We start from the raw sequence: 20,492 nt of genomic DNA, 5'->3' as shown, positions 1-20,492 counted from the left end.
CGAGGCATGGTGCGAGCTCGGATCGCGTTCGCGGCGGCGGCACTGCTGTGCCCGATAACTGTCGCCCGCGCCGATGATAGCGCGATCATCGACCGCTGGTATTCGGCACTACTGATCGCCGACCGCACCGAATTGTCGGACCTGCTCGCCGACAACGTCCGCATCAAGCTCGACGACCTCGGCGTCGTGCAAAGCAAGCAGGAATTCATCGCCTCGATCGCCGAGTGGCAGGGCGCCGTCGCCGGGGCCGAAATCCGCCACCGGATCGAGAAGACGGAGGGCGGCGTCACCACTGTGATCGCCTGCTATGATTTTCCCAGCAACGACATGCTGATGCAGGAGACCTTTGCAGTCGCCAACGACCAGATCACCGCCAGTTCGCAAGCCGCGATCGCCGAAAACTGCGACGGCTACTGACGGAACCATGAACGGGACCCGCTGTTGCGCGCAACCGGCCGGCGCCTTACATCGGTGACGATCCGCTTCTCCCGCCACTCAGCGAAAGTTTGCCCATGCCGTCCACCGTCGACCTCGCCGCCCATCCGCTGACCGCATGGCAAGGGCCGCTCGGCCTGCCCGATTTCACGCGCATCGGCGACGGCGATTTTTCTCCGGTCTTCGACGCGGCCCTGAAGGCGCATGAGGCCGAGATCGAGGCGATTGCCGGCAACACCGGGACGCCGACCATCGACAATACACTTGCCGCGCTCGAACTCGCCGGCGAGGCTCTCGACCATGTCTCGTCGATCTTCTGGTGCCGCGCTGGCGCCCACACCAACGAGGCAATCCAGGCGCTGGAGCGCGACATTTCGCCGAAGATGTCGCGGCATTTCTCGGCGATCTCGATGAACGAGCGCCTCTTTGCCCGCATCGACGATCTCTATCAACGCCGCGAGACTCTGAAGCTCGATGCCGAAACGCTGCGCGTACTGGAAAAGACCTGGAAAAACTTCGTCCGCTCCGGCGCCAGGCTCGACGCCGAAGGCAAGAAGCGGCTCGCCTCGATCAACGAGGAATTGTCGTCGCTCGGCACCAATTTCGGCCAGAACGTGCTTGCCGACGAGCGCGACTGGGCGCTGTTCCTCGACGAGGCCGATCTTGCCGGCCTGCCGGAATTCCTGAAAAGCTCGATGGCGGAAGCCGCCGAGATGCGCGGCCAGAAGGGCCACTACGCCGTCACTTTGTCGCGTTCGATCTACGAGCCGTTCTCGACCTTCTCAGAACGCCGCGACCTGCGCGAGACAGCGTTCCGCGCCTTCATCATGCGAGGCCAGAATGGCGGCGCTACCGACAACACGGAAGTGGTGCGCGACATGCTGCGCCTGCGCGCCGAGAAGGCGAAGCTGCTCGGCTATCCTTCCTATGCCGCATTGAAGCTCGACGATACCATGGCCAAGACGCCGGAGGCGGTGCACGCGCTGCTCGATCCGGTCTGGGAAAAGGCGGTGGAAAAGGCCGCAAGCGACCAGGCCGAATTGCAGCGGCTGGCGGCCGAGGCCGGCAGCAACGAGAAATTCGCTGCCTGGGACTGGCGCTTCTATCAGGAGAAGCTGCGCGCAGAGAAATTCGCCTTCGACGAGGCCGAGCTGAAGCCGTATCTGCAGCTAGACCGCATCATCGACGCCTGTTTCGACGTGGCAACACGATTGTTCGGCATTTCTTTCGAAGAAAAGAAGGGCATTGCCACCTGGCATCCGGACGCCCGTGTTTTCGTGGTGAAGAATGCCGACGGCAGCGAGCGCGGCCTGTTCCTCGCCGATTATTTCGCGCGACCCTCGAAGCGCTCCGGCGCATGGATGAGCGCGCTGAAATCCGGCTACAAGCTTGGTCCTGGCTCCAAGCCGGTCATCTACAACATCATGAATTTCGCCAAGCCGCCGGCCGGCGAGGCAGCCTTGCTGTCGGTCGACGAGGCCAAGACCCTGTTCCACGAATTCGGTCACGCGCTGCACGGCATGCTGACCGACGTTACCTGGCCATCGGTCGCTGGCACCTCGGTCAGCCGCGATTTCGTCGAGCTGCCGTCGCAGCTCTATGAACACTGGCTGACGGTGCCGGCGGTGCTGGAAAAGCATGCGCTGCATATTAAGACCGGCAAGCCGATGCCAAAGGCGCTGGTCGACAAGATGCTGGCGGCACGCACCTTCGGCGCCGGCTTCGCCACCGTCGAGTTCACCGCCTCGGCGTTGGTCGACATGGCCTACCACGCCCGGCCGGATGCACCGGAACAGGCGCTTCGTTTCGAAGCCGAGACGCTCGAAAAGCTCGACATGCCTGACACCATTGCCATGCGTCACCGCACCCCGCATTTCGGCCATATCTTCGCCGGCGATGGCTATTCTGCCGGCTATTACTCCTACATGTGGTCGGAAGTGCTCGACGCCGACGCGTTCGCCGCCTTCGAGGAAACAGGCGATCCCTTCAATCCGGCGCTGGCCGAGCGGCTGCGCAAGAACATCTACGCCGCCGGCGGTTCAAAGGACCCGGAAGAACTCTACACCGCCTTCCGCGGCAAGATGCCTTCCCCGGAAGCGATGATGGCCAAGCGCGGGCTGGTGTGATGCATGCCCGCTCTTGTCACCGTTCTCTTTCCATCCTGATTGATCTCGGCTGTCATGGCGGCGGGTTGCGCACCGCCTGATCCGGTTTCCGCCGGTCCCGTTCGGCCTCGTTGGCTGCGGCCGCGTCGTTGAGGTGACCGCACTTAATGCGGTCTCCATCGTTCCGGCCGAAGGAGCCGCGTTCATGGCGGCGCTACGGGCTGTGCGGGGTTAGGCAACGACAGCTTGCCCGCTATGCTGATCGGCCGCTGCCGCATCCGGACCGCACCTTGCGACGACCGCTACGGAAACTCTCTGTCGCGAACTGGCAGCCCCGCCAACGGAAGGCGGGGCTGGTAAGTTGATTGTCCCGGCAAGCTTTTTTGCCAGGGCGATTGGCCTAGGCAGGCACAAAGCCAAAATAGGCTTTGTAGGAAGCCCCATCGCCGGAAATCAGGGGCGTTTCCACCTTGAACCCAATCCCGCTGAAGGTGGTATTGTTCGTGCGTGCCGCGAGCAACACCATCTGTTTTGCGGAGATGGTTACTGTCGCGCTCCCGATCCTGTCATCGCCCCAATCGAAGAGATCGCTGATGGCGCCGCCGATCGATGGCATCAAGGATCCCAGGGCCGGGCCGGCTATCGCGGCAATGATAGGTCCTGCCACCGGAATGAGGCCCAAAGCGAGCGTGCCCGCCGTATGGACGCCCATGACGATCTTCTGCACCTCGTCCTTGTATTTGTTGGGGTCGCCAAAATCGTTTTCCATCAGCACCGTGCCGATATTGATGCCGTAAGGCTTGCCTCGATAGATTTCCATAAGGTCGGGTCTTGTATCTCCGGCATCGACGTCGCCATAGACCTGGCTGCGCTTGGTGTCGGCGATCTGCGGCGTTGTCACGCTGACGATGACATAGGGTTCGTCCGCACTCGATCCCTGATCCCAGTCGGTCTCGCCGAAGCAATGGAGGCCGGTATAGTGGACGACGACATCTCGAAGGTCGATCGCGCCGGTGTCGGGCCACCAGTATATGCCGCCGTTTTCAAACAGATTGGCACGGCCACCATCGGCAAATTCGGTCTCGTCGGTCGTGGGATATCCCAGATATGACTGTTCCCAGCCCAGGCTCTCCCACTTCTTGCGGATGTCACCGTACACCACGTTGGCTCCTGTGTTCGGTGTCCAGTAGATCGAGCCGGCATTGGCAAAATGGTTGTAGCGCCCGACGCCGTCGGGAGTTCCGGTTTCGTCGGTGACCGGATAGCCGAGAACCGAGCGCTCCCAGCCCATTGCTGCCCATTTGCCGCGAATTGCCCCCCAAATCGCTTGAGCACCGGTATTCGGTGTCCAGTAGATCGAAGCGGTATTGTTGTTGAAGTGATTGTATCGGCCGACGCCGTCGGGAGTTCCGGTTTCGTCGGTGCAGGGAATGCCCCACGCGAGACCGCCAAGCGCAATCCACTTCCTGTAGATTTCGCCATGGATCTCAAAGGCGTCGTGCATGGCATCGTTGTAACAAATGCATGAGCCGTTCTTGAGATACCAGGCTTTTCCAGTGTCCTTCCTGTCGATCTCGGCGAAGCCGGCGCCTCCAAGGGAGTTGTACTTTTGCTGTATGACAGCTTCGGGCGAGAGGAGCGACCAAGGCCCGATCCTGAGCTGGTCGGAAAGTCTTGTGGCTCCAGCCCGGATGGTACCGGCACGCACTCTCGAAGTTGCTCTGGCAGTATACGGCATGACCTTTTCCTTCCTGTGAGTGTTGGTATCGGGGGCTTCAGGCCTCCGGCGATCGGTTTTGATCGACGAGCCGAGGTTCCCAGACCGCGACTTACGGACGGCTTACAGAGTTCCGAGCTGCGCCAGAGCAATTCCAGGAAAAGTGTGGAACGGTTTTCCGTCCGGAATTGCGCAAAAATAAAAATAAAGAGATAGAGCGGTTCGGCGTTTCGGTGAAACGATGACCGGTCTAGAGAAACGGGCGCACGAGCGAACGCAGCAAAGGCGAGGGCTCGTCATCGCCGGTCGAAGCGAGCGCGCGTTCATAGCGCCGGTAATCCTCGATGGCGCCGGCATGGTCGTTTCTGGAGAGGCTCTCCTGGATGAGCGTGCCATGGAGTTTGGCCGATTCCGGGTAGAAATCGAGCGCACGCCGGCACGCCTGGCGTGCCCGATCTGCGTTGCCTTGGCTCTGCCAGTGTTTGGCGACCCGCACGGCAAGCTCGACCAACCCGTCCCGCACCCGGTCGGCCGCGGCGTTCGACCAGGCGGGCGTCGGGCCATTCGAGAAAAGCGGGCCGACAAAGCCTTCCAGCAGTCTCTCCTGCTCCTCGATTGCGCTGTCTCTTTGGCCCGACAGAACGGGTTTCAGCCGGTCTTCCCAATCCTGCAGATCGATCCAGACCTTGTCGGCAGCGAGCCGCAAACGGCCCTCTCTCAGCGTTACGAGCTCGCCTTGCCCGAGCAATTTGCGCAGACGATGCAGCGCCTGCTCCAAGGCCGCTTTGGCCTGGTCGCCGTCGAGGTCGGGCCAGAGCCAATCCTGCAGGGTTTCCACCGAACAGACCTGATCCCTCGACAGGCAGATAATGCGCAATATGTCGAGAGCGCGGGTAGGTTTGGCACCGGGCGCGACCTCGGCACCATCGATCTCGAGGCGGAAGCCTCCCATCAAGTGGATCCTGAGCGGCCAAGGCCACTGGACGGGTCGGCCAGCGGGCGGGACCAGATATCGCGCCCGAACGACGCGGCGGCAGAGATCGACGTCGATCTTTCGCTCCAGCGCATCGGCGACCAGATCGGCCAATAGGTCCGGCAGGTTGAGCAGGATTGCGGAGGGGTTGACCTGGCGCAACACCTCCATGAATTCAGCCAGACGAGTGCCATAGGACGCGCCGCCTTTCCACTTCTGCTCCAGGGCCCGAGCGGCCAGAATGTTGAGTTCGACCCGCTGGCGAGGGCCGCCGCTCAGCCTTTCGACGATCTCCTGGAGTAGCGCAATGGCCTCCGCTGGACGCCGATCGGCCAGCAGGACCTGGTATTTGGTGACGTAATGCGGCCAGCGTTCGATCATCGGCTCATTCGCCCGCTCGATCGCATCCATGAAGGCATCGCAGTCGAGATAAGCCTTGACGAAGTCGCCGTTGCGCGTGTGCATCGCCGCGTGGCAGTCGGCGACTACAGCGACCTGGGTTGTGAACCTGCTGTCCGCGATCTCGCCCAGCCGGGAGACGAGCGCATTGAATTCCGAGAACCTGTTGTGAAGCTTCATCAGCAATTGAAGCTGATAGAGCGCGCTGAACTCGACGCCCCGTAAGGCGTGCTGCTCGCCTATCGCCGTTGCGCGTCGCAACGCATCCTCGGCCGAGGCATAGACAAAACCGCGCCGCGAATAGGGGAAGTAACGGCCGCTGGCCGAGCCAAAGGACACCAGCCACATGCCGAGCACCAGCGGCGGGATATCCGGATGTTCGAGATCGGCGGCAACGCTGTCCACGGCATTGGCAAAAATGTCGCGCTGCCCCGACGAGGTCGCGTAGTCGATGAGCGCTTCGCTTGCCAGCAGGCGCAACTCGACCGAATCCTCGATCGGCAGATGTGTCAGGCGCTGCTGGATATCATTCACGAGGCGCTTCGCGTCATGGGCGTCGAATTCGCCAGGTTCGGCGAAATCGACGGCCCGCAGGATGCCGAGCCTGACCATCATGAGTTCCTCCGGATCCAACTCCGGCAATCCCCTGGCAAGAAGCTGTGAGGCTCGGCGCGTCCAATCCGCCAGCCCCTCATGCGTACGCCAACTGGCGGTCTTGACTACGACCGCTCGCGCGACCGTCAGGCATTGGCCGCGCATGTCGGTGTTCTCGAATGCTTGCCATGCCTTGGAGAAGTGCGGTTCGGCCTTCGCATCGTCCGATGCGAAGGCGACGCCCAGCCAATAATGGACCCACCCGTCCATCTGCTCGGGGGGCAGCCTGTTGCACCATTCGACGAAGCTGGCCCTGCGCCCTTGCGTGAGAACGCCGTTAGCGCACTCCAGAATGAGCTGGCGTGCCAGCGGCCAGGCGCCCGCCTGCAACGCCAGCACGATTGCCGCGTCGGTTTTGTCTGCCTCGTGCAGGACCTTTGCTGCCTGCTCGCGCAGCCTGGAACGGTCCGCTTCCGTCACGCGCCGGTCCAGTAGGCCGGCAAGGTATTCGCGCAACAAGTCATGCAGCTGGAAGGCGGCGCCGCCCGGACCGTCGCGCGTGATCAGCAGCTGGCGATGCTGCAGCCGCACCAGCAGGCGAGCAGCCTGCGGCGAGCCCAGAAACGCATCGGCAAGCTCCGTGCTGATCTCCGGCAGAACGTTGAGCCTGATAAGCAGATCCTGGTCCTCCGGCGCGATGTCGCGCAGGAAATAACGTCCGACAATCTCCCGAAGGCCGGCGCCCCCGGCAAGGCCGGTCTGCGAAAGCGGGTAGTACATTCCGGCGTTGGCCAGCAGGAGAAGGCCCACCGCCCAGCCGCGCGCCTCCGAAATGTCGCCGACCTCGGACGGCGATTGCGAGCGGGCGGTGACGAGGTTGCGAGCCTCCCCAGGCGAAAACTCCAGCAGCGTTTGGTTGAGCACCGGCAACTGTCCCGACAGCACGAGGTCGGCGACGTCGCCCTCAGGCAGCATCCGCGATGTGCAGATGCAGCGGACAGTGTTGGGGCGTTCGCGCAACAGGATCGCCAGCGTCCGGCGAAAGCCTGGCGCATCGGCACGATGCAGATCGTCGAGGACCAGGATCGTGCCCGGATCAAGCCGCGAGAAATAGGTGCGGAAGAACAGCCGCGCGAAATCGTCGGAATTGTCGGCATATTCCGGACCAAAGACCGGCATGCCGGCATGCCTGCCGTCGAGCGACAGCGTCAGATAGTGGAAAAGGCGCGCAACGTCCTGGTCCTCGGTGTCGACCCGATACCACTTGTACGCCGATTCGCCTTGCTTCAGGCCGCCTTGTTCCAGCCCGCCGTGTTCCAGAAAGTCGATCACCGCGGTCGTCTTGCCGTATCCACCAGGCGCCGCCAGCCAGCATGCACCGCTGTCGAGGGCCTGCGAAAGCAGCGCCACTACGCGCGGACGGCTGACAATTCCCACTGGCCGGGGTGCCGAGAGCTTTGCTATCTCGCGCGGCGCGTCCCGGAAGTATTTATCCATTGTGAGGACTCTCGCAGCGCAGTCGCCTCGCCAAAACAGGTAATCGGTTCGCCCGCAACAACAAATCGCCGGCCGGCGTTGTGCTCGCCTGACGTGCCGTTCTCGCCGGCAAGGTCGCGGTTATCCCTTGTGCGACATGATATGCGAAACCCCGACACTTACGTCGGCGGTGTGTCTTGCCATCACTGCGTTCATTCGCATTGCAATCGTCGCATAGCCGTTTCGTTCGTGGTCGGTAACTTCCGAGGGCTTGAAGAGCCAAGGAAGGGGTGCAACCTGCGCGTCGGCGAAATTGGCCGGCAGGTTCGATGGCAAGGCCTTTTTCCCTAAAGGCAGCTCTAGCCCAAGGTCGCTAAATTCCTCCTCGAGACTGGCGTGCAGGTGAGAAAGCACCACATAGATCGCCAGCTTTGATCTAGTCCTTTCTGTGTTGTTTTGATTGTACTCTTGAAGAACCTCATCGAACGATGGCGATACGTCGCTTTCCGCAGCGGTAGCTCGTGTTGCAACAGCACCGGCCAGGGTAGTCGCTGCCATTCCTGTAAGACCTACAAAATCACGCCTTGTCGTGCTGGTCATGGTGAATTCCCCTCGGTTTTGAAGACGGACCAAGTCTGGCAAGGACGAGGCGCAGTGGCAATAGGCCGCATACGCTACTGGTGTAGAGGGTCTTTACGTCGCCGATGTGAATCCACCCGGCAACGATAAGTGCCAAGCCGGCAGAGGCCTGCAATGCGTTCGCGAGCTTCGTCTGAGAGACGCCGCGAATCCAAGGAGGATTTCCTTGGAATTCATCCAGGCAAAGGGTCCGAAAAAATCCGCTGGTGGAGCTGAGGAGGATCGAACTCCTGACCTCGTCATTGCGAACGACGCGCTCTCCCAGCTGAGCTACAGCCCCGTCCAGCGGATGGGGCTTTTATCGGCCGCTGCGGTTTCCTGTCAAGGCTGCGCTTGCTGCCGAAATGCCGCTCGGCCGTTCGTGCGCCCTCGCCCATGCGGCAGAAGGCGGCTCTTGCCGCTTTCACCTACAGTGGCTACATGTCGGCAACAATCGGAGACCGGCATGATCGCCCTCATTCAGACCATTGTCATGGCGCTTGACCTTTACTGGTGGATCATCATCGCCTCGGCGATATTTTCCTGGCTCTACGCCTTCAACGTCGTCAACTCCCGCAACCAGTTCGTCGACACCATCAGCAACATGCTCTATCGGCTGACCGAGCCGGCGCTGCGGCCGATCCGCCGCTTCATGCCCGACCTCGGCGGCATCGACATCTCGCCGATCATCCTGCTGCTGATCCTGTTCTTCATCCGGCAGTTCCTGCTCACCACCGTGCTTTCGCTGGTCGTCTGAGCCCAGGGCGTCGATGAGTGCGCCGTTCCGCACGCGCGCCGACGGCATCGACCTGTTTGTCCGGCTGACGCCGAAATCAGCGATGGACAGGCTGGAAGGCATCGAAACATCGGCGGATGGACGAAGCCATCTGAAGGCTCGCGTCCGCGCCGTGCCGGAAAACGGAGCCGCCAATCGAGCGCTGGAAAGGCTGGTAGCCAAGGCGCTTGGCGTGCCGGCATCGGGCGTCTCGATCGCTGCCGGCGGCACAGCTCGGCTGAAGACGCTGCGCGTGCTTGGCGATCCCGCGGCGCTGGCGAAACGCATCGATACGCTGGGCACACCTGCGCCATGATCTCGGCTGGCTCACTTACCCGCAAAAAAAGGCCGGGCTGCAAAGCCCGGCCAGATGTGAAGGTCGAAAACCTTCAGAGGGGAACGCGCCGGACGAATGGGAGGAAACATCCGACGCGCATTGCATATGGGTTGGCGTCGGCGACGTTTCAATGAGGTCGGAGGAAAGCTCAATGACCACTACTCGAGTCCTATTCTTCGATGTTCTGGGAACCGTCGTTGATTGGCGCAGCGGTATCGCAAGGGAGGCCGGCGCCTTCCTCGCGCGAGTTGGTGCAGAGCAGGTCGATCCCGGTGAATTCGCCGATGCGTGGGCGTCGCGCTATGACGCCTCGACCGAGGCGGTGCGGACGGGGCAGCGGCCTTTCGTGTCACTTGACGTAATCAACAGGGAGAATCTGGACGCCACCCTCGTCCAGTTCGGGCTGGCCCCATCCGAGCTGCCGACCGCCGAACTTGAGGAACTCAACCTCGCCTGGCACCGGCTGGAGCCGTGGCCCGATTCGCTGAAAGGCCTTGCGAGGCTAAAGGAACGCTTCATCATCGTGCCCTTATCAGGGGCCAATACCCGGCTGTTGCTGGATATGGCCAAGCGCGCCGGCCTGCCTTGGGACACCGTCCTTGGCTCGGATGTGTTCGGCACCTACAAGCCTGCGCCGCAGGCTTATCTCCGCGCAGTGGAGATCCTGGGGGTGCGACCTGCGGAGGCCGTGTTAATCGCCGCGCACAATGACGACCTGGCCGCGGCACGAAGGTGCGGTATCGGAACCGCCTTTGTTGCTCGGCCAAAAGAGCATGGCCCGGCGCAGACGACCGATCTCTCGCCTCTTGAGAGCTGGGACTTTGTGGCCGACGACCTTGTCCATCTCGCCCAAGTTCTCCCGTAGGCCGAGGGCAGAAAACCTAAGCGATGTCGTCGCGAATGCAGGCGTTCAGATGGCCCTCGGCTGTCGCCCTCAGCGGCGGTACAGCCCCGGCGCAAGCTTCCAGCGCGAACGGGCAACGGGTTCGGAAAACGCAGCCCGACGGCGGGTTTGCCGGGCTTGGAATATCGCCTTTGAGCACCTGCCGGCTTTGCCTGGCCAGCGGATCGAGCGACGGAATGGCTGACAGCAGCGCGCGCGTGTAGGGATGCTGCGGCCGGGCATAAAGCTCGGCCGCCGGCGCAACCTCCATGATGCGCCCGAGATAGAGCACGATGACCGTGTCGCAGATGTACTCGACGACAGCCAGATCGTGCGAAATGAACAGCATGGTCAGGCCGAGCCGGAGCTGCAGGTCGCGCAACAGATTGATGATTTGCGCCTGGATCGAGACGTCGAGTGCCGAGACCGGCTCGTCGGCAACGATGAATTCCGGCTCGAGCGTCAGCGCCCGGGCGATGCCGATGCGCTGGCGCTGGCCGCCCGAAAATTCATGGGCGTAACGGTCATAGGCGTCGACCGGCAACTCGACCGCGGCAAGTGCCTTCTCGGCCTTCGCCCGCCGCTCGGACTTCTTGCCGATGCCTTGAATGTCCAGGCCTTCGGTGAGGATCTGCCCGATTGTCATGCGCGGCGACAGGCTGGCGAAGGGATCCTGGAAAATATACTGCATCTTGCGGCGCTGGCGGCGCAACTGGGCGGCACCCAGCCTGGTGATGTCGGTGCCGTCATAGTTGATTTGGCCGGATGTCGGCTCGATAAGACGCAGCACCGAGCGGCCGATCGTCGTCTTGCCGGAGCCGGATTCGCCGACCAGGCCGACCACCTGGCCACGCCCGATATCGAAAGAAATATCCTCCAACGCCCTTACGACGGGTCCGCGCGAGAACGCTGTCGGCGCAAAATGCTTGGTCAGGTTTTTGACAGCGAGGAAAGGGGCGTCGGCCATCAGAGTTCCTCCCAGCGCAGGCAGCGGCTTTGCTGGGTCGGCGTCGCCGCAAACAATGGAGGGACCGCGGCGCGGCAGGCAGGGATAGCCATCGGGCAACGCGGCGCGAAGGAACAGCCCATGGGCAGCAAGGCGAGCGACGGAACATTTCCGGCAATGGTCGGCAGCGGCGTTCCCGCCGCCTTCAGCGCCGTGGCCTGGCCGAGCCGCGGCACCGAGCGCATCAACCCTGCCGTATAGGGATGGCGCGGACGGGTGAACACCTCGCTCACCGGACCCGATTCGACGATACGCCCGGCATACATCACCGCCACCCGGTCGGCGATTTCGGCGACGACTCCGAGATTGTGGGTGACGAACAGGATGCCCATGCCGCGCTGCGCCTGCAGGTCGGCCAAAAGATCGAGGATCTGGGCCTGGATGGTGACGTCCAATGCGGTTGTCGGCTCGTCGGCGATCAGCAAACCAGGATCGCAGGACAGGGCCATGGCAATGGTGGCACGCTGGCGCATCCCGCCCGAAAGTTCGTGCGGATATTGCCGCGCCCGCCGCTTCGGATCGGGAATGCCGACCTGTTCCAGCAGCCGCACCGCATCTGCTTCTGCCTCGCGGTGCGATTTGCCGAGATGGATGCGGATCGGTTCGGCGATCTGCTCGCCGATCGTGTAGACCGGGTTGAGGCTGGTCATCGGCTCCTGGAACACCATGCCGATCTCATTGCCGCGTATCTTGCGCAGCGATTCGGCATCGAGGCTGGTCAATTCGGTGACCGTGCCGTTCTTGCGCCGCAGCGCGATCGACCCCTCGGCGATATGTCCGACCCTTTTCGGCAACAGGCCGATGATCGACAGGCTGGTGACGGACTTACCGGACCCGGATTCGCCGACGAGCGCCACCGTCTCGCCGGAGCCGATCGTCAGGTCGACATCCGTTACCGCCGCGATGTCGCGCCCCGCGATGCGGAACACCGCGCGCAGGCCGGAAATCGAGAGGATCGGCGCGACACTCAGCGGAGCAGCCCCACGTCGCGAAGGATCATGTCGACCTTCGCGGTTTCTTCCTCGTTCAGGCTGCGTTGCGGCCGCGCCATGGTGTTCGAGGCGATGATGCCGAGGCTCTTCATCGCCGCCTTGAAGGCGCCGACGCCGGCCGAGCCGGCGCTAGTCCTGCCGAGCGAGATCCAGACGATCTCGAACAGTTTCAACAATCGCTCCTGCTCCAGGCGGGCTTCGGCATGCTGGCCCGCCTGCGTCAGCTTCCACAGCCTGACATAACCATGCGGGTCGACATTGGCGAGGCCCGGCACGACGCCATGCGCACCCATCGCCAGCACACTGTCGACCAGGATCTCGGAACCGGTCATGCCGAAAAAACTGGGATCGTCGGCCATGTCCTTGAGCACGTAACGCAGATTGCCGTCATCGCCGCTGGAATCCTTGATACCCGCAATGGCGCCTTCCCTGGCGAGACCGACCATGGTCTTGCGCTCCAGCTTGACGTGGACACAGACCGGGATGTCGTAGGCGATGACCGGAATGTCGATCGCATCCTTGATATAGCGGAAGTGGTCGCCGATCTCCGGCTGGCTGGTGCGGGTATAAAACGGCGCGGTGACGACGATGGCGTCGGCGCCGGCCGATCTGGCGATCCGGGCGTGGTTGATGACGCGGTCGGTCGTCGGGTCGATGACCCCGGCGAAGATCGGAACCCGGCCGTTATTGACCTTGACCGCGTGCTCGAGGACGGCCCTGCGGCCCGCCTCGTCGTGGAAGACCACCTCGCTGGTCGAACCGAGCACGAACAGCCCGTGAACACCGCCGTCGAGCAGGTTCTCGATGGTGCGGGTGAACGACGGAAAGTCGATGCTGAAATCGGCATTGAGCGGGGTGACGACAGGTGGCACGACGCCGGTAAACAGGGGCATTTTGATAAACCTTTGAGGTCAGTTGAGATCGGAGCGGGGGTCGAATGCGTCGCGCAGGCCGTCGCCGATGAAATTGATGGCGAGCACGGTGAGCACCAGTGCGGCGCCCGGGAACATCCATTGCCAGGGGTAATTTTCAAGCACCACGGTGGAGCGGGCGAGATTGAGCATGTTGCCCCAGCTGGCTTCGGGCGGTGCGATGCCGAGGCCGAGGAAGGACAGGCCGGCCTCGAGCAGGATGGCGTTGGCGATCTGCAAGGTGGCGTAGACGACCAGGATATCGATGCAATTGGGCAGGCCATGCCGGAACAGCAGATGCGGCAGCCCCGCGCCCATGCCGCGGGCGGCAACGACGAAATCGCGCTCGCGCAGTTCGAGCAGCCGGGCGCGCACCATGCGCGACAGCACCGGCCAGGAGAGCAGCGAGATCACCAGGATGGTCGGGGCGATGCCGGTGCCGGCGATCGAAGCCAGCACCAGCAGGAAGATCACCGGCGGCAGCGTCATCGCCAGGTCGACCAGGCGCATCACCGTGCCGTCGACAAGACGCCCGCCAAAGCTGGCGACGGCGCCGACCAGGAAGCCGATGACGGTCGATATGGCGACCGAGCAGACGGCGACCAGCAGTGAGATCCGTCCGCCTTGCAGCAGCCGGGCCATGACGTCGCGCCCGACGCCGTCGCTGCCCAGCCAATGAATGGCCGACGGCGCCTTGTTCATTGCTCGGAGGTCGATGGTGTTAGGACCGAACGGCCACCACAAAGGATACGTCGAAACCGCCAGCAGGATCGGGATGACGATCAAAAGCCCGGCACGCGCCGCGCGGTTTTCAAAAAAGCGGTCGAGCGCGCGGCGAAGCGGGCCTTTGGTTTGCGGCACGGCTGTCGGGTCAACTGTAGGATCTGGCGCCGTGATTGCCATCATGCCACCTGAATGCGCGGGTCGACGACGGCATAAACGACGTCGGTCAAGAGGTTGACCAGGATGACGCAAACGCCGATCACCAGGGTAGCGCCCATGATCACCGGGTAATCGCGGGTGCCGACGGCGTTGACCAGAAGCAGTCCCATGCCCGGCCAGTTGAACACGCTTTCCAGGAAGATGGCGCCGCCGATGGCGATGCCGACAGTCGAGCCGATCAAGGTAATGACCGGCAAGAGCGCATTGCGGGTTGCATGCTTGATGATAACCCAGAACTCGCGCACGCCCTTGGCACGCGCCGTCCGCACGTAATCCTGGTTGAGCACTTCCAGCAGCGAGGCGCGCATGTAACGCATGATCAGCGCGGCATGGCCGACGGACAGCAGGCAGGCGGGCAGGACGAGGTGCGCAAGCACATCCGTCGCCGAGAACGGCGCACCCGCGGTCTGCATGCCGCCGGACGGCGCCCAGCGCAGCAGCACCGAGAAGAAATAGAGACCGAGCAGCGCTGTCAGAAAAGCCGGGCTGGAGATACCGATAAACGACAGCACCGACAGCGCGATGTCGGATGGTTCGTTACGGCGCACCGCGCTGAAAATGCCGGCGGAAATGCCGAGCACGATGGCGATCGCCAGGCCCGTACCCATCAGCAGCGCCGTCGGGCCGATGCGTTCCATGACCAGTGGCAGCACGGCAACGCCGCTGCGCTGGATCGAATAGCCGAAGTCACCGCTCAGCGCCGCGCGCAGCCAGGCGAGATATTGCACGGGAAGCGGCCGATCGAGCCCGAGCCGTTCGCGCAGGCCCTCGAGGTCGGAAGCCGACATGGGGACCGATGGGTTGATATAGGCGTCGATCGGATCGCCCGGCGCCAGCCGCAACAGGATGAAGATGAGGACGCTGAGCGCGACCAGCATCAGCAATCCTGTGGCGCTGCGGCGGGCGATGAAGCTCAACATGGGCTTTCCGTGGCGGTGGCAGGCGGCGCCAAAGTGGTCCCGCCTGCTCGCTTGGTTGCGGGTTTCTTACTGGATGTCCCAGCGCTCGGGGTGAGCTGCGTAGGGGCCGCCGCCCGGCGCCGGCGTCCAGACGAAGTCATGCAGCTTGTTGGAGGCTACGCCATAGCGGTTGGCCACCCACAACGTCGCCCAGGGTAGCTCCTTGTTCATGACCTTGCAGACCCCCTGCCAGGATTGATCGAGCTTGGCCGGATCGGTTTGGCCTAGCGCGGCGTCCAATGCGGTGCTCAGATCGTCGAACTCGATGCGCATGGTGTTGAAGCCTGCCGGCGGGATCTGCGACTTGTTGAGGCCGGGATTGAGGCCGGCCGGGTTGGGGCCGTTCTGCAGGCCGGCATAGACCATCGGAAAGGCGTTCCAGTCCGGCGTGCCTTGCTTGTAGACGATGCCGTTGTAGGTCGGCGTATCGACGACCCGCGGCACCACATTGATGCCGACCTCGGCCAGCATCGACTGGACAGCGGCCATCACATTGGCCGCTTGCGGCGAGCCGTAATAGGTCAGCAAGGTGATCGGCTTGTCGCCGTTGATCTTGTCCCAGCCGGCCTCGCTCAGCAGCGCCTTGGCCTTTGCCGGATCGTAGGCATAGGGTTCGAGGCCTGCGGGAACGAGATGCGGCGCGACATAGCCGCAATTGGCTGGCTCGGCGGCACCGCCGTAGAGGCTGTCGATGATGGCGTTGCGATCGATCGCGTACATGATCGCCTGGCGGACACGGATATCCCTAAACAGGTCGACCTTCTGGTTCAGGCCGATATAGTTGACCACGTACGAGGCACCTTCGATCACCTTGAAATTGCTGTCGCTCTTGAACGATGCCGCATCGTCGGGCTCGACATAAGTGAACTGGATTTCGCCGGCACGGAGCGCGGCAACGGCCGCCGCCGGCGACTCGAAATAGCGGTTGATGAGCACGTCTACCTTCGGCTTGCCGCCGCGATAATCGTCATCGGCTGCCAGTTCGACATATTGGTCGGTCACGTAGCGCTTGAACTTGAACGGGCCGGTGCCGACCGGAGTGGTCGACCACCAGGTGCTTGTCGCCAGCGATTCCGGCGGCAGAGCGGCCAGGGCATGCTCCGGCAGGATCATCAGCTGCGAGAGGATGGATAGAAACGAGCCGTTCGGTTTCGATAGCTTCACCACTGCGGTGTGGTCATCCGGGGCATCGACCGAGGCGATGTTGGCGAGGCGGGCCGCAAACAGGCTGCCGGAGGCCTTGTTCTTGGCAAGCTCGAGGGTGAACTTGACGTCCTTCGAGGTGAACGGTTTGCCGTCATGCCAGGTCTCGTTGACCAGGTTGAACGTATAGCTCAGCTGGTCGTCGCTGATCTTGTAGTCCTTGGCGAGGTCGCCTTCGATATCGGCCAGCCCGGCATTGTAGATGACCAGCGGTTCAAAATAGGTGCTGAGCCAGGTGTAGCCGCCGGTCGCCACCAGCGGGTTGAAGTTCTTGGGAAAACCGCCGGGACCGACGTCGAAGCCGCCCGCAATGGTCTTGGCGCTTTGTGCCTGGACACTGGTCAATGGGGCAATGCTGGCGAGCAGCAGCCCGGCGACTGAGAATGCGATGGTCCTGATGCGCATGGTTTCCTCCCTTGGCATAGTCAGGTTGTTCTTCAGCTTGCTCGGTTTTTGGCGATAACCTGCTGGATCCCCCGGTAATGGTCATCGAGCCGCCGACGCGCCTGGTCGACATCCTTGGCGGCGACAGCCTCGACGATCTCGTGATGGTCGCGCCATGTCGCCAGCGGCGTCGGATTGTCGAGATTGGTGAAATTCGAGGCCTTGTTGAACGCCATCCAGAAGATGTCGATCAGCGCGCTCAGCATGCGATTGTTCTGGCAGCGGAACAGCAGCTGATGGAATTGCTGGTCCTCTTCGGCGAAGCTCTCATGGCGCTCGGCACGTTGCCGCATGCGCTCGGTCAACTGGCGCAGCGCTTCGATATCTTCGGCGCTGATCATCTCGATCGTCTTGGCGATGAGGCCGGTTTCCAGCACGCGGCGGATTTCGCGCAGCTCTTCGACATCGCGCAGCGAATCTTGCAAGCCGTAGGCAAGATTATCCAGCAGCGGCTTGAACGAGAACTCCTTGACGAACACGCCGATGCCGCGCCGCGTCTCCAGGATGCCGATCGATTCCAGCGCCTTGATGGCCTCCCGCACGGAGTTGCGGCCGACGCCGAGCCGCTGCGCCAGGAACGTCTCCGGCGGCAAGGGATCGCCGGCCTTGAGCTGGTTGCTTTCGATATAGGCCCGGAGGCTTTCCTGCACGGTGACGTGCAGCAGCGGTGGTCTGCTCAACGGTTCGATCGACTTCAGTTCCGCCATCCCACTGCTTTCATCATCCGCTGAAGCTTGCCCGCCGCTTGTCGTATAGCCACTTGTAGGATATCCTGCAAGCCCATAGCAAACGTGCTGCCTCCGAATGAAGATAATCCTCGCCGGCTCGAGCCACTGGCACGCCGAAATGCACCTCGACGCCGCACGCTTTCACGGTGCGGAGATCGCCGGTATCTGGGACGAGAATCCTGGCCAAGCGCATGCGTTCGCCGCGCACCACGACCTGCCGTTTATCGAAGATTTCAAGGAGATACTCTCCAGCCGGCCGGATGTGATCCTGTTGATGGGGCAGCCTTCGATGGTGCCGGCGCGGGCACGTGCGATCATCGCGGCAAGGATACCGCTGATCCTGGAGAAGCCGGCGGCCAGCCATACGAGGGAACTGATGGCGCTGCGCGACCTCGCCAGGCAGTACCAGGCTTTTGTCGCTGTTCCCCTGCCCAACCGTTTCGGGCCGGCCGTTGCCGGCCTTGAACGGCTGCGCCGGCAAGGTCGCGCCGGCCCCGTGGCGCATTGCCAGTTCCGGCTGATCAACGGCCCGCCGCAACGCTACATCGCCGACGGTGTCGCCTGGGTGCTCGACCCGGCGGTTGGTGGCGGGGGTGCGTTGAGGAATCTCGGCATACACGGCGTCGACGCGGCACTCAGCCTCGCAACCGGCAAGCTCGGCCTGAAAGGCGTTTCGATCGCGAACCGCATCCATCCCGGCCCGGTCGAGGATCACGCACTTCTGGTGCTGGAAGACGAGGCCGGCGCGCTGTTCATCGTCGAGGCCGGTTACACCTTTGCTTCGATGCGCCCCGGCGGTGACTTCGAGTGGCGCATCGTCAGTGCCAATGCCACCCTCATCGATCATGGCGACCATGTTATCTGCGCAACGCTCGACGACGCGGCAATCGTCGACTTGCCGGTCGAACTGCCGGCAACGCGCTATCGTCTGTTCATGCGCGATACGCTTGACCGGCTGGCCAGAAAGGCGCCTCCGCCGGTGTCCATCGAGGATTATGTTGCGGCGATGTCGCTGATCGACGCCGCTTATCAAAAGGCAGGACCATGATTGGAATAGGAATTATCGGCGCCGGCGATTTCGGCGCAGCCCATGCGCGGGCAATCCGTGAGGTTGGCGGTATTCGCCTCGCCGCCGCCTCTCGAGGAAATGCCGACGCACTGCAGCAATTCACCGCTGAACATGGCGGCCGCGGCTACGCGGACTGGCGAAGGCTGCTGGACGACAAGGAGGTCGATGCGGTCCTCATTGCCAGCCCGCACCATCTCCATGCCGAAATGGCCATCGGCGCGGCAAAGGCCGGCAAGCATATCCTGCTCGAAAAACCGATGGCGCCGACGGTGGCTGCCTGCGATGCGATCAACGCCGCCGTGGCCAAGGGTGGCGTCAAGCTGATGGTCGCCCACCTCATGCATTTCGCCCCGCCCTGCATGGCGGCCAGGCAAATTCTGGAGGAAGGCGAGCTCGGCCGGCCGCTCGCCGGATCGAGCTGGATCATCAAGCTGTGGATGGAGCACAATCGCCGCGACTGGCATCTGCGCAAGGCGACCGGCGGCGGCATGCTGTTGACGGCCGGCATCCACGCGGTCGATCGCCTGGTCTGGCTGATGGATGACGATGTCGTGTCGGTGAGCGGCATGCTCGGCGCCAAGTTCCATGACCAGGAAGCAGACGACAGCGCTCTGCTCGGATTGCGCTTCGCCGGCGGCGGCATCGGCCAGGTGCAGAGCGTCGGCTATCGCACCGGCGCCACCACCTATGCCATGGATCTGGTCTGCGAGCGGGGAACGCTGCGCATCGACATGGACCGCGGCACCATGCTTGGCCGCGAGACGGTCTGGACCGAGCTGCCCGGGTCCTTTGAGCCGAACTGGATGCATAACGCGCTGGTGCGCGAATGGAGCGCAATGCGCGATGCCATTGCCGATGACACGCCGGTGCCGGTCGACGGCATCTATGCGCGCAAGATCATCGCCATTATCGAGGCTGGCTTCGCGTCGAACGAAACCCGCCGCGAACACGAGATCGCCGGTGGACGCTGACCTCGACGACCATCTGGCCCGCTTGCCCGCACACGCACCGCGCGGCATCTGGGGCGCGGTGATGCTGGCCATCGACGATCGCGGAGCGATCGACTGGCAGGCGACGGAAGAGACGATCGCCCGGCTCTGCGCCTCAGGCGTCGACGGCGTCTATTCCAATGGCACGGCCTGCGAATTCCATTGCCAGACCGAGCCCGAATTCGACCGGCTTTGTGAGTTGGTCGCAACCATAGCCGGCCGCGCGCGCCTTCCTTTCCAGATCGGCATCAGCCAGTCCAATCCGCGCGTCGCGCTGGAGCGACTGACGCGGGTCGCCGGACTTCGCCCGACGGCGGCTCAATTCACCTTGCCCGACTGGTGGCCGCCCAGTGACGACGAGATCATGCGTTTTGCCGGCGGCCTCTGCGAGGCCGCGCCCGAAACGCCGCTGGTGCTCTACAACCCGCCGCACGCCAAGCGCCGCCTGACGCTCGACGGCATCGCCAGTCTGCGTGCGGCCGTGCCATCGCTGGTCGGCGCCAAGCTGCCGGGCGGCGACGCCGGCTGGTATGCCGACACGCGCCGCAGACTGGACGGATTTTCCGTCTTCGTCCCCGGCCACACGCTGGCAACAGGCTATGCCGGGGGAGCCCATGGCAGCTACTCCAACGTTGCCTGCCTCAACCCGAAGGGCGCGGTGCAGTGGTGGCAGATGATCCGCACCGACATGGCCACAGCTGCCGAACTCGAGGCCCGCATACAGGCCTTCCTGGCCGTACATGTCCTACCGTTTCGCACCCGTTACAATGTCGGTGATGCAGCACTCGATAAGGCGATGGCGGCGGCTGGCGGCTGGGCGCCGCTCGGGCCGCGATTGCTCTGGCCCTACAGCTCCGTTCCCGATCAGGAAATACCGACGCTGGCCAGGGCGGCTCACGCGGCTTTCCAGGAATGGTGGTAGACCCGTCACCAAGGC

At 63.1% G+C, this 20,492-nt stretch carries 18 protein-coding genes and 1 tRNA gene; 8 read left to right on the top strand and 11 right to left on the bottom strand.

Going from position 1 to position 20,492, the window contains the following annotated elements:
• The first annotated feature begins 6 nt into the window (after nucleotides 1-6).
• Both NKH99_RS10330 and NKH99_RS10325 read left to right on the top strand, forming a co-directional pair.
• A complete protein-coding gene (locus NKH99_RS10330) occupies nucleotides 7-417 on the top strand; it encodes a nuclear transport factor 2 family protein (RefSeq protein ID WP_352470724.1) in 411 nt (136 codons plus the stop codon).
• Between the two features lie 89 nt (nucleotides 418-506).
• Nucleotides 507-2,561 (top strand): M3 family metallopeptidase, encoded by a 2,055-nt coding sequence (locus tag NKH99_RS10325; protein ID WP_352767472.1) that lies wholly within the window; start codon nucleotides 507-509, stop codon nucleotides 2,559-2,561.
• Nucleotides 2,562-2,940: 379 nt separating this feature from the next.
• Here NKH99_RS10325 and NKH99_RS10320 read toward each other — a convergent pair whose 3' ends face one another.
• The 4 genes from NKH99_RS10320 to NKH99_RS10305 all read right to left on the bottom strand — a co-directional run bounded on the left by NKH99_RS10320 (nucleotide 2,941) and on the right by NKH99_RS10305 (nucleotide 8,618).
• Nucleotides 2,941-4,278, bottom strand: a complete 1,338-nt coding sequence (locus tag NKH99_RS10320) for an LGFP repeat-containing protein (RefSeq protein ID WP_352540887.1) — start codon at nucleotides 4,276-4,278, stop codon at nucleotides 2,941-2,943.
• 229 nt (nucleotides 4,279-4,507) lie between these two features.
• Nucleotides 4,508-7,720 carry an AfsR/SARP family transcriptional regulator gene (locus tag NKH99_RS10315; RefSeq protein WP_353013902.1) on the bottom strand — a complete coding sequence of 1,071 codons (3,213 nt, stop codon included), beginning with the start codon at nucleotides 7,718-7,720 and terminating at the stop codon, nucleotides 4,508-4,510.
• A gap of 120 nt (nucleotides 7,721-7,840) precedes the next feature.
• On the bottom strand, nucleotides 7,841-8,299 hold the full coding sequence (locus NKH99_RS10310; RefSeq protein ID WP_352767469.1) for a hypothetical protein: 459 nt from the start codon (nucleotides 8,297-8,299) through the stop codon (nucleotides 7,841-7,843).
• A 243-nt stretch (nucleotides 8,300-8,542) separates the two neighbouring features.
• A tRNA-Ala gene (locus tag NKH99_RS10305) sits at nucleotides 8,543-8,618 on the bottom strand.
• Nucleotides 8,619-8,783: 165 nt separating this feature from the next.
• Between NKH99_RS10305 and NKH99_RS10300 the strand changes: the two genes are divergently transcribed.
• The 3 genes from NKH99_RS10300 to NKH99_RS10290 all read left to right on the top strand — a co-directional run bounded on the left by NKH99_RS10300 (nucleotide 8,784) and on the right by NKH99_RS10290 (nucleotide 10,294).
• Nucleotides 8,784-9,074, top strand: a complete 291-nt coding sequence (locus tag NKH99_RS10300) for a YggT family protein (RefSeq protein WP_023678162.1) — start codon at nucleotides 8,784-8,786, stop codon at nucleotides 9,072-9,074.
• 13 nt (nucleotides 9,075-9,087) lie between these two features.
• On the top strand, nucleotides 9,088-9,408 hold the full coding sequence (locus NKH99_RS10295) for a DUF167 family protein (RefSeq protein ID WP_352470731.1): 321 nt from the start codon (nucleotides 9,088-9,090) through the stop codon (nucleotides 9,406-9,408).
• 172 nt (nucleotides 9,409-9,580) lie between these two features.
• Nucleotides 9,581-10,294 (top strand): haloacid dehalogenase type II, encoded by a 714-nt coding sequence (locus NKH99_RS10290; protein ID WP_353013900.1) that lies wholly within the window; start codon nucleotides 9,581-9,583, stop codon nucleotides 10,292-10,294.
• A 16-nt stretch (nucleotides 10,295-10,310) separates the two neighbouring features.
• Here NKH99_RS10290 and NKH99_RS10285 read toward each other — a convergent pair whose 3' ends face one another.
• From NKH99_RS10285 to NKH99_RS10255, 7 genes are all read right to left on the bottom strand, one after another.
• A complete protein-coding gene (locus tag NKH99_RS10285; protein ID WP_353013898.1) occupies nucleotides 10,311-11,279 on the bottom strand; it encodes an ABC transporter ATP-binding protein in 969 nt (322 codons plus the stop codon).
• Entirely contained in the window at nucleotides 11,279-12,289 is a 1,011-nt protein-coding gene (locus tag NKH99_RS10280) for an ABC transporter ATP-binding protein (protein ID WP_353013940.1), read from the bottom strand. Before NKH99_RS10280 ends, NKH99_RS10285 begins: the two co-directional genes overlap by 1 nt.
• A complete protein-coding gene (locus tag NKH99_RS10275; protein ID WP_353013896.1) occupies nucleotides 12,286-13,203 on the bottom strand; it encodes a dihydrodipicolinate synthase family protein in 918 nt (305 codons plus the stop codon). The genes NKH99_RS10280 and NKH99_RS10275 overlap by 4 nt, the downstream gene beginning before the upstream one ends.
• 18 nt (nucleotides 13,204-13,221) lie before the next feature.
• A complete protein-coding gene (locus NKH99_RS10270) occupies nucleotides 13,222-14,127 on the bottom strand; it encodes an ABC transporter permease (protein WP_502893704.1) in 906 nt (301 codons plus the stop codon).
• Entirely contained in the window at nucleotides 14,124-15,083 is a 960-nt protein-coding gene (locus tag NKH99_RS10265) for an ABC transporter permease (protein ID WP_023678169.1), read from the bottom strand. Before NKH99_RS10265 ends, NKH99_RS10270 begins: the two co-directional genes overlap by 4 nt.
• Before the next feature lie 66 nt (nucleotides 15,084-15,149).
• Entirely contained in the window at nucleotides 15,150-16,730 is a 1,581-nt protein-coding gene (locus tag NKH99_RS10260) for an ABC transporter substrate-binding protein (RefSeq protein WP_023678170.1), read from the bottom strand.
• Between the two features lie 32 nt (nucleotides 16,731-16,762).
• A complete protein-coding gene (locus tag NKH99_RS10255) occupies nucleotides 16,763-17,476 on the bottom strand; it encodes a FadR/GntR family transcriptional regulator (RefSeq protein ID WP_352470738.1) in 714 nt (237 codons plus the stop codon).
• 97 nt (nucleotides 17,477-17,573) lie between these two features.
• Between NKH99_RS10255 and NKH99_RS10250 the strand changes: the two genes are divergently transcribed.
• Genes NKH99_RS10250 through NKH99_RS10240 form a run of 3 tightly spaced genes read left to right on the top strand, consistent with a single transcriptional unit; the run spans nucleotide 17,574 to nucleotide 20,477 of the window.
• On the top strand, nucleotides 17,574-18,545 hold the full coding sequence (locus NKH99_RS10250; RefSeq protein ID WP_352818321.1) for a Gfo/Idh/MocA family protein: 972 nt from the start codon (nucleotides 17,574-17,576) through the stop codon (nucleotides 18,543-18,545).
• Nucleotides 18,542-19,537, top strand: coding sequence for a Gfo/Idh/MocA family protein (locus NKH99_RS10245; protein ID WP_353013893.1), 996 nt, complete (start codon nucleotides 18,542-18,544; stop codon nucleotides 19,535-19,537). Before NKH99_RS10250 ends, NKH99_RS10245 begins: the two co-directional genes overlap by 4 nt.
• A complete protein-coding gene (locus NKH99_RS10240; protein WP_353013891.1) occupies nucleotides 19,527-20,477 on the top strand; it encodes a dihydrodipicolinate synthase family protein in 951 nt (316 codons plus the stop codon). The genes NKH99_RS10245 and NKH99_RS10240 overlap by 11 nt, the downstream gene beginning before the upstream one ends.
• The last annotated feature ends 15 nt before the right edge of the window (nucleotides 20,478-20,492 follow it).

Source organism: Mesorhizobium sp. M0854 (genome assembly GCF_040319815.1).
Classification (GTDB): Bacteria; Pseudomonadota; Alphaproteobacteria; order Rhizobiales; family Rhizobiaceae; genus Mesorhizobium.
Note: the sequence above shows the minus strand (reverse complement) of the source record. Positions and strands in the feature narration are given on the sequence as shown.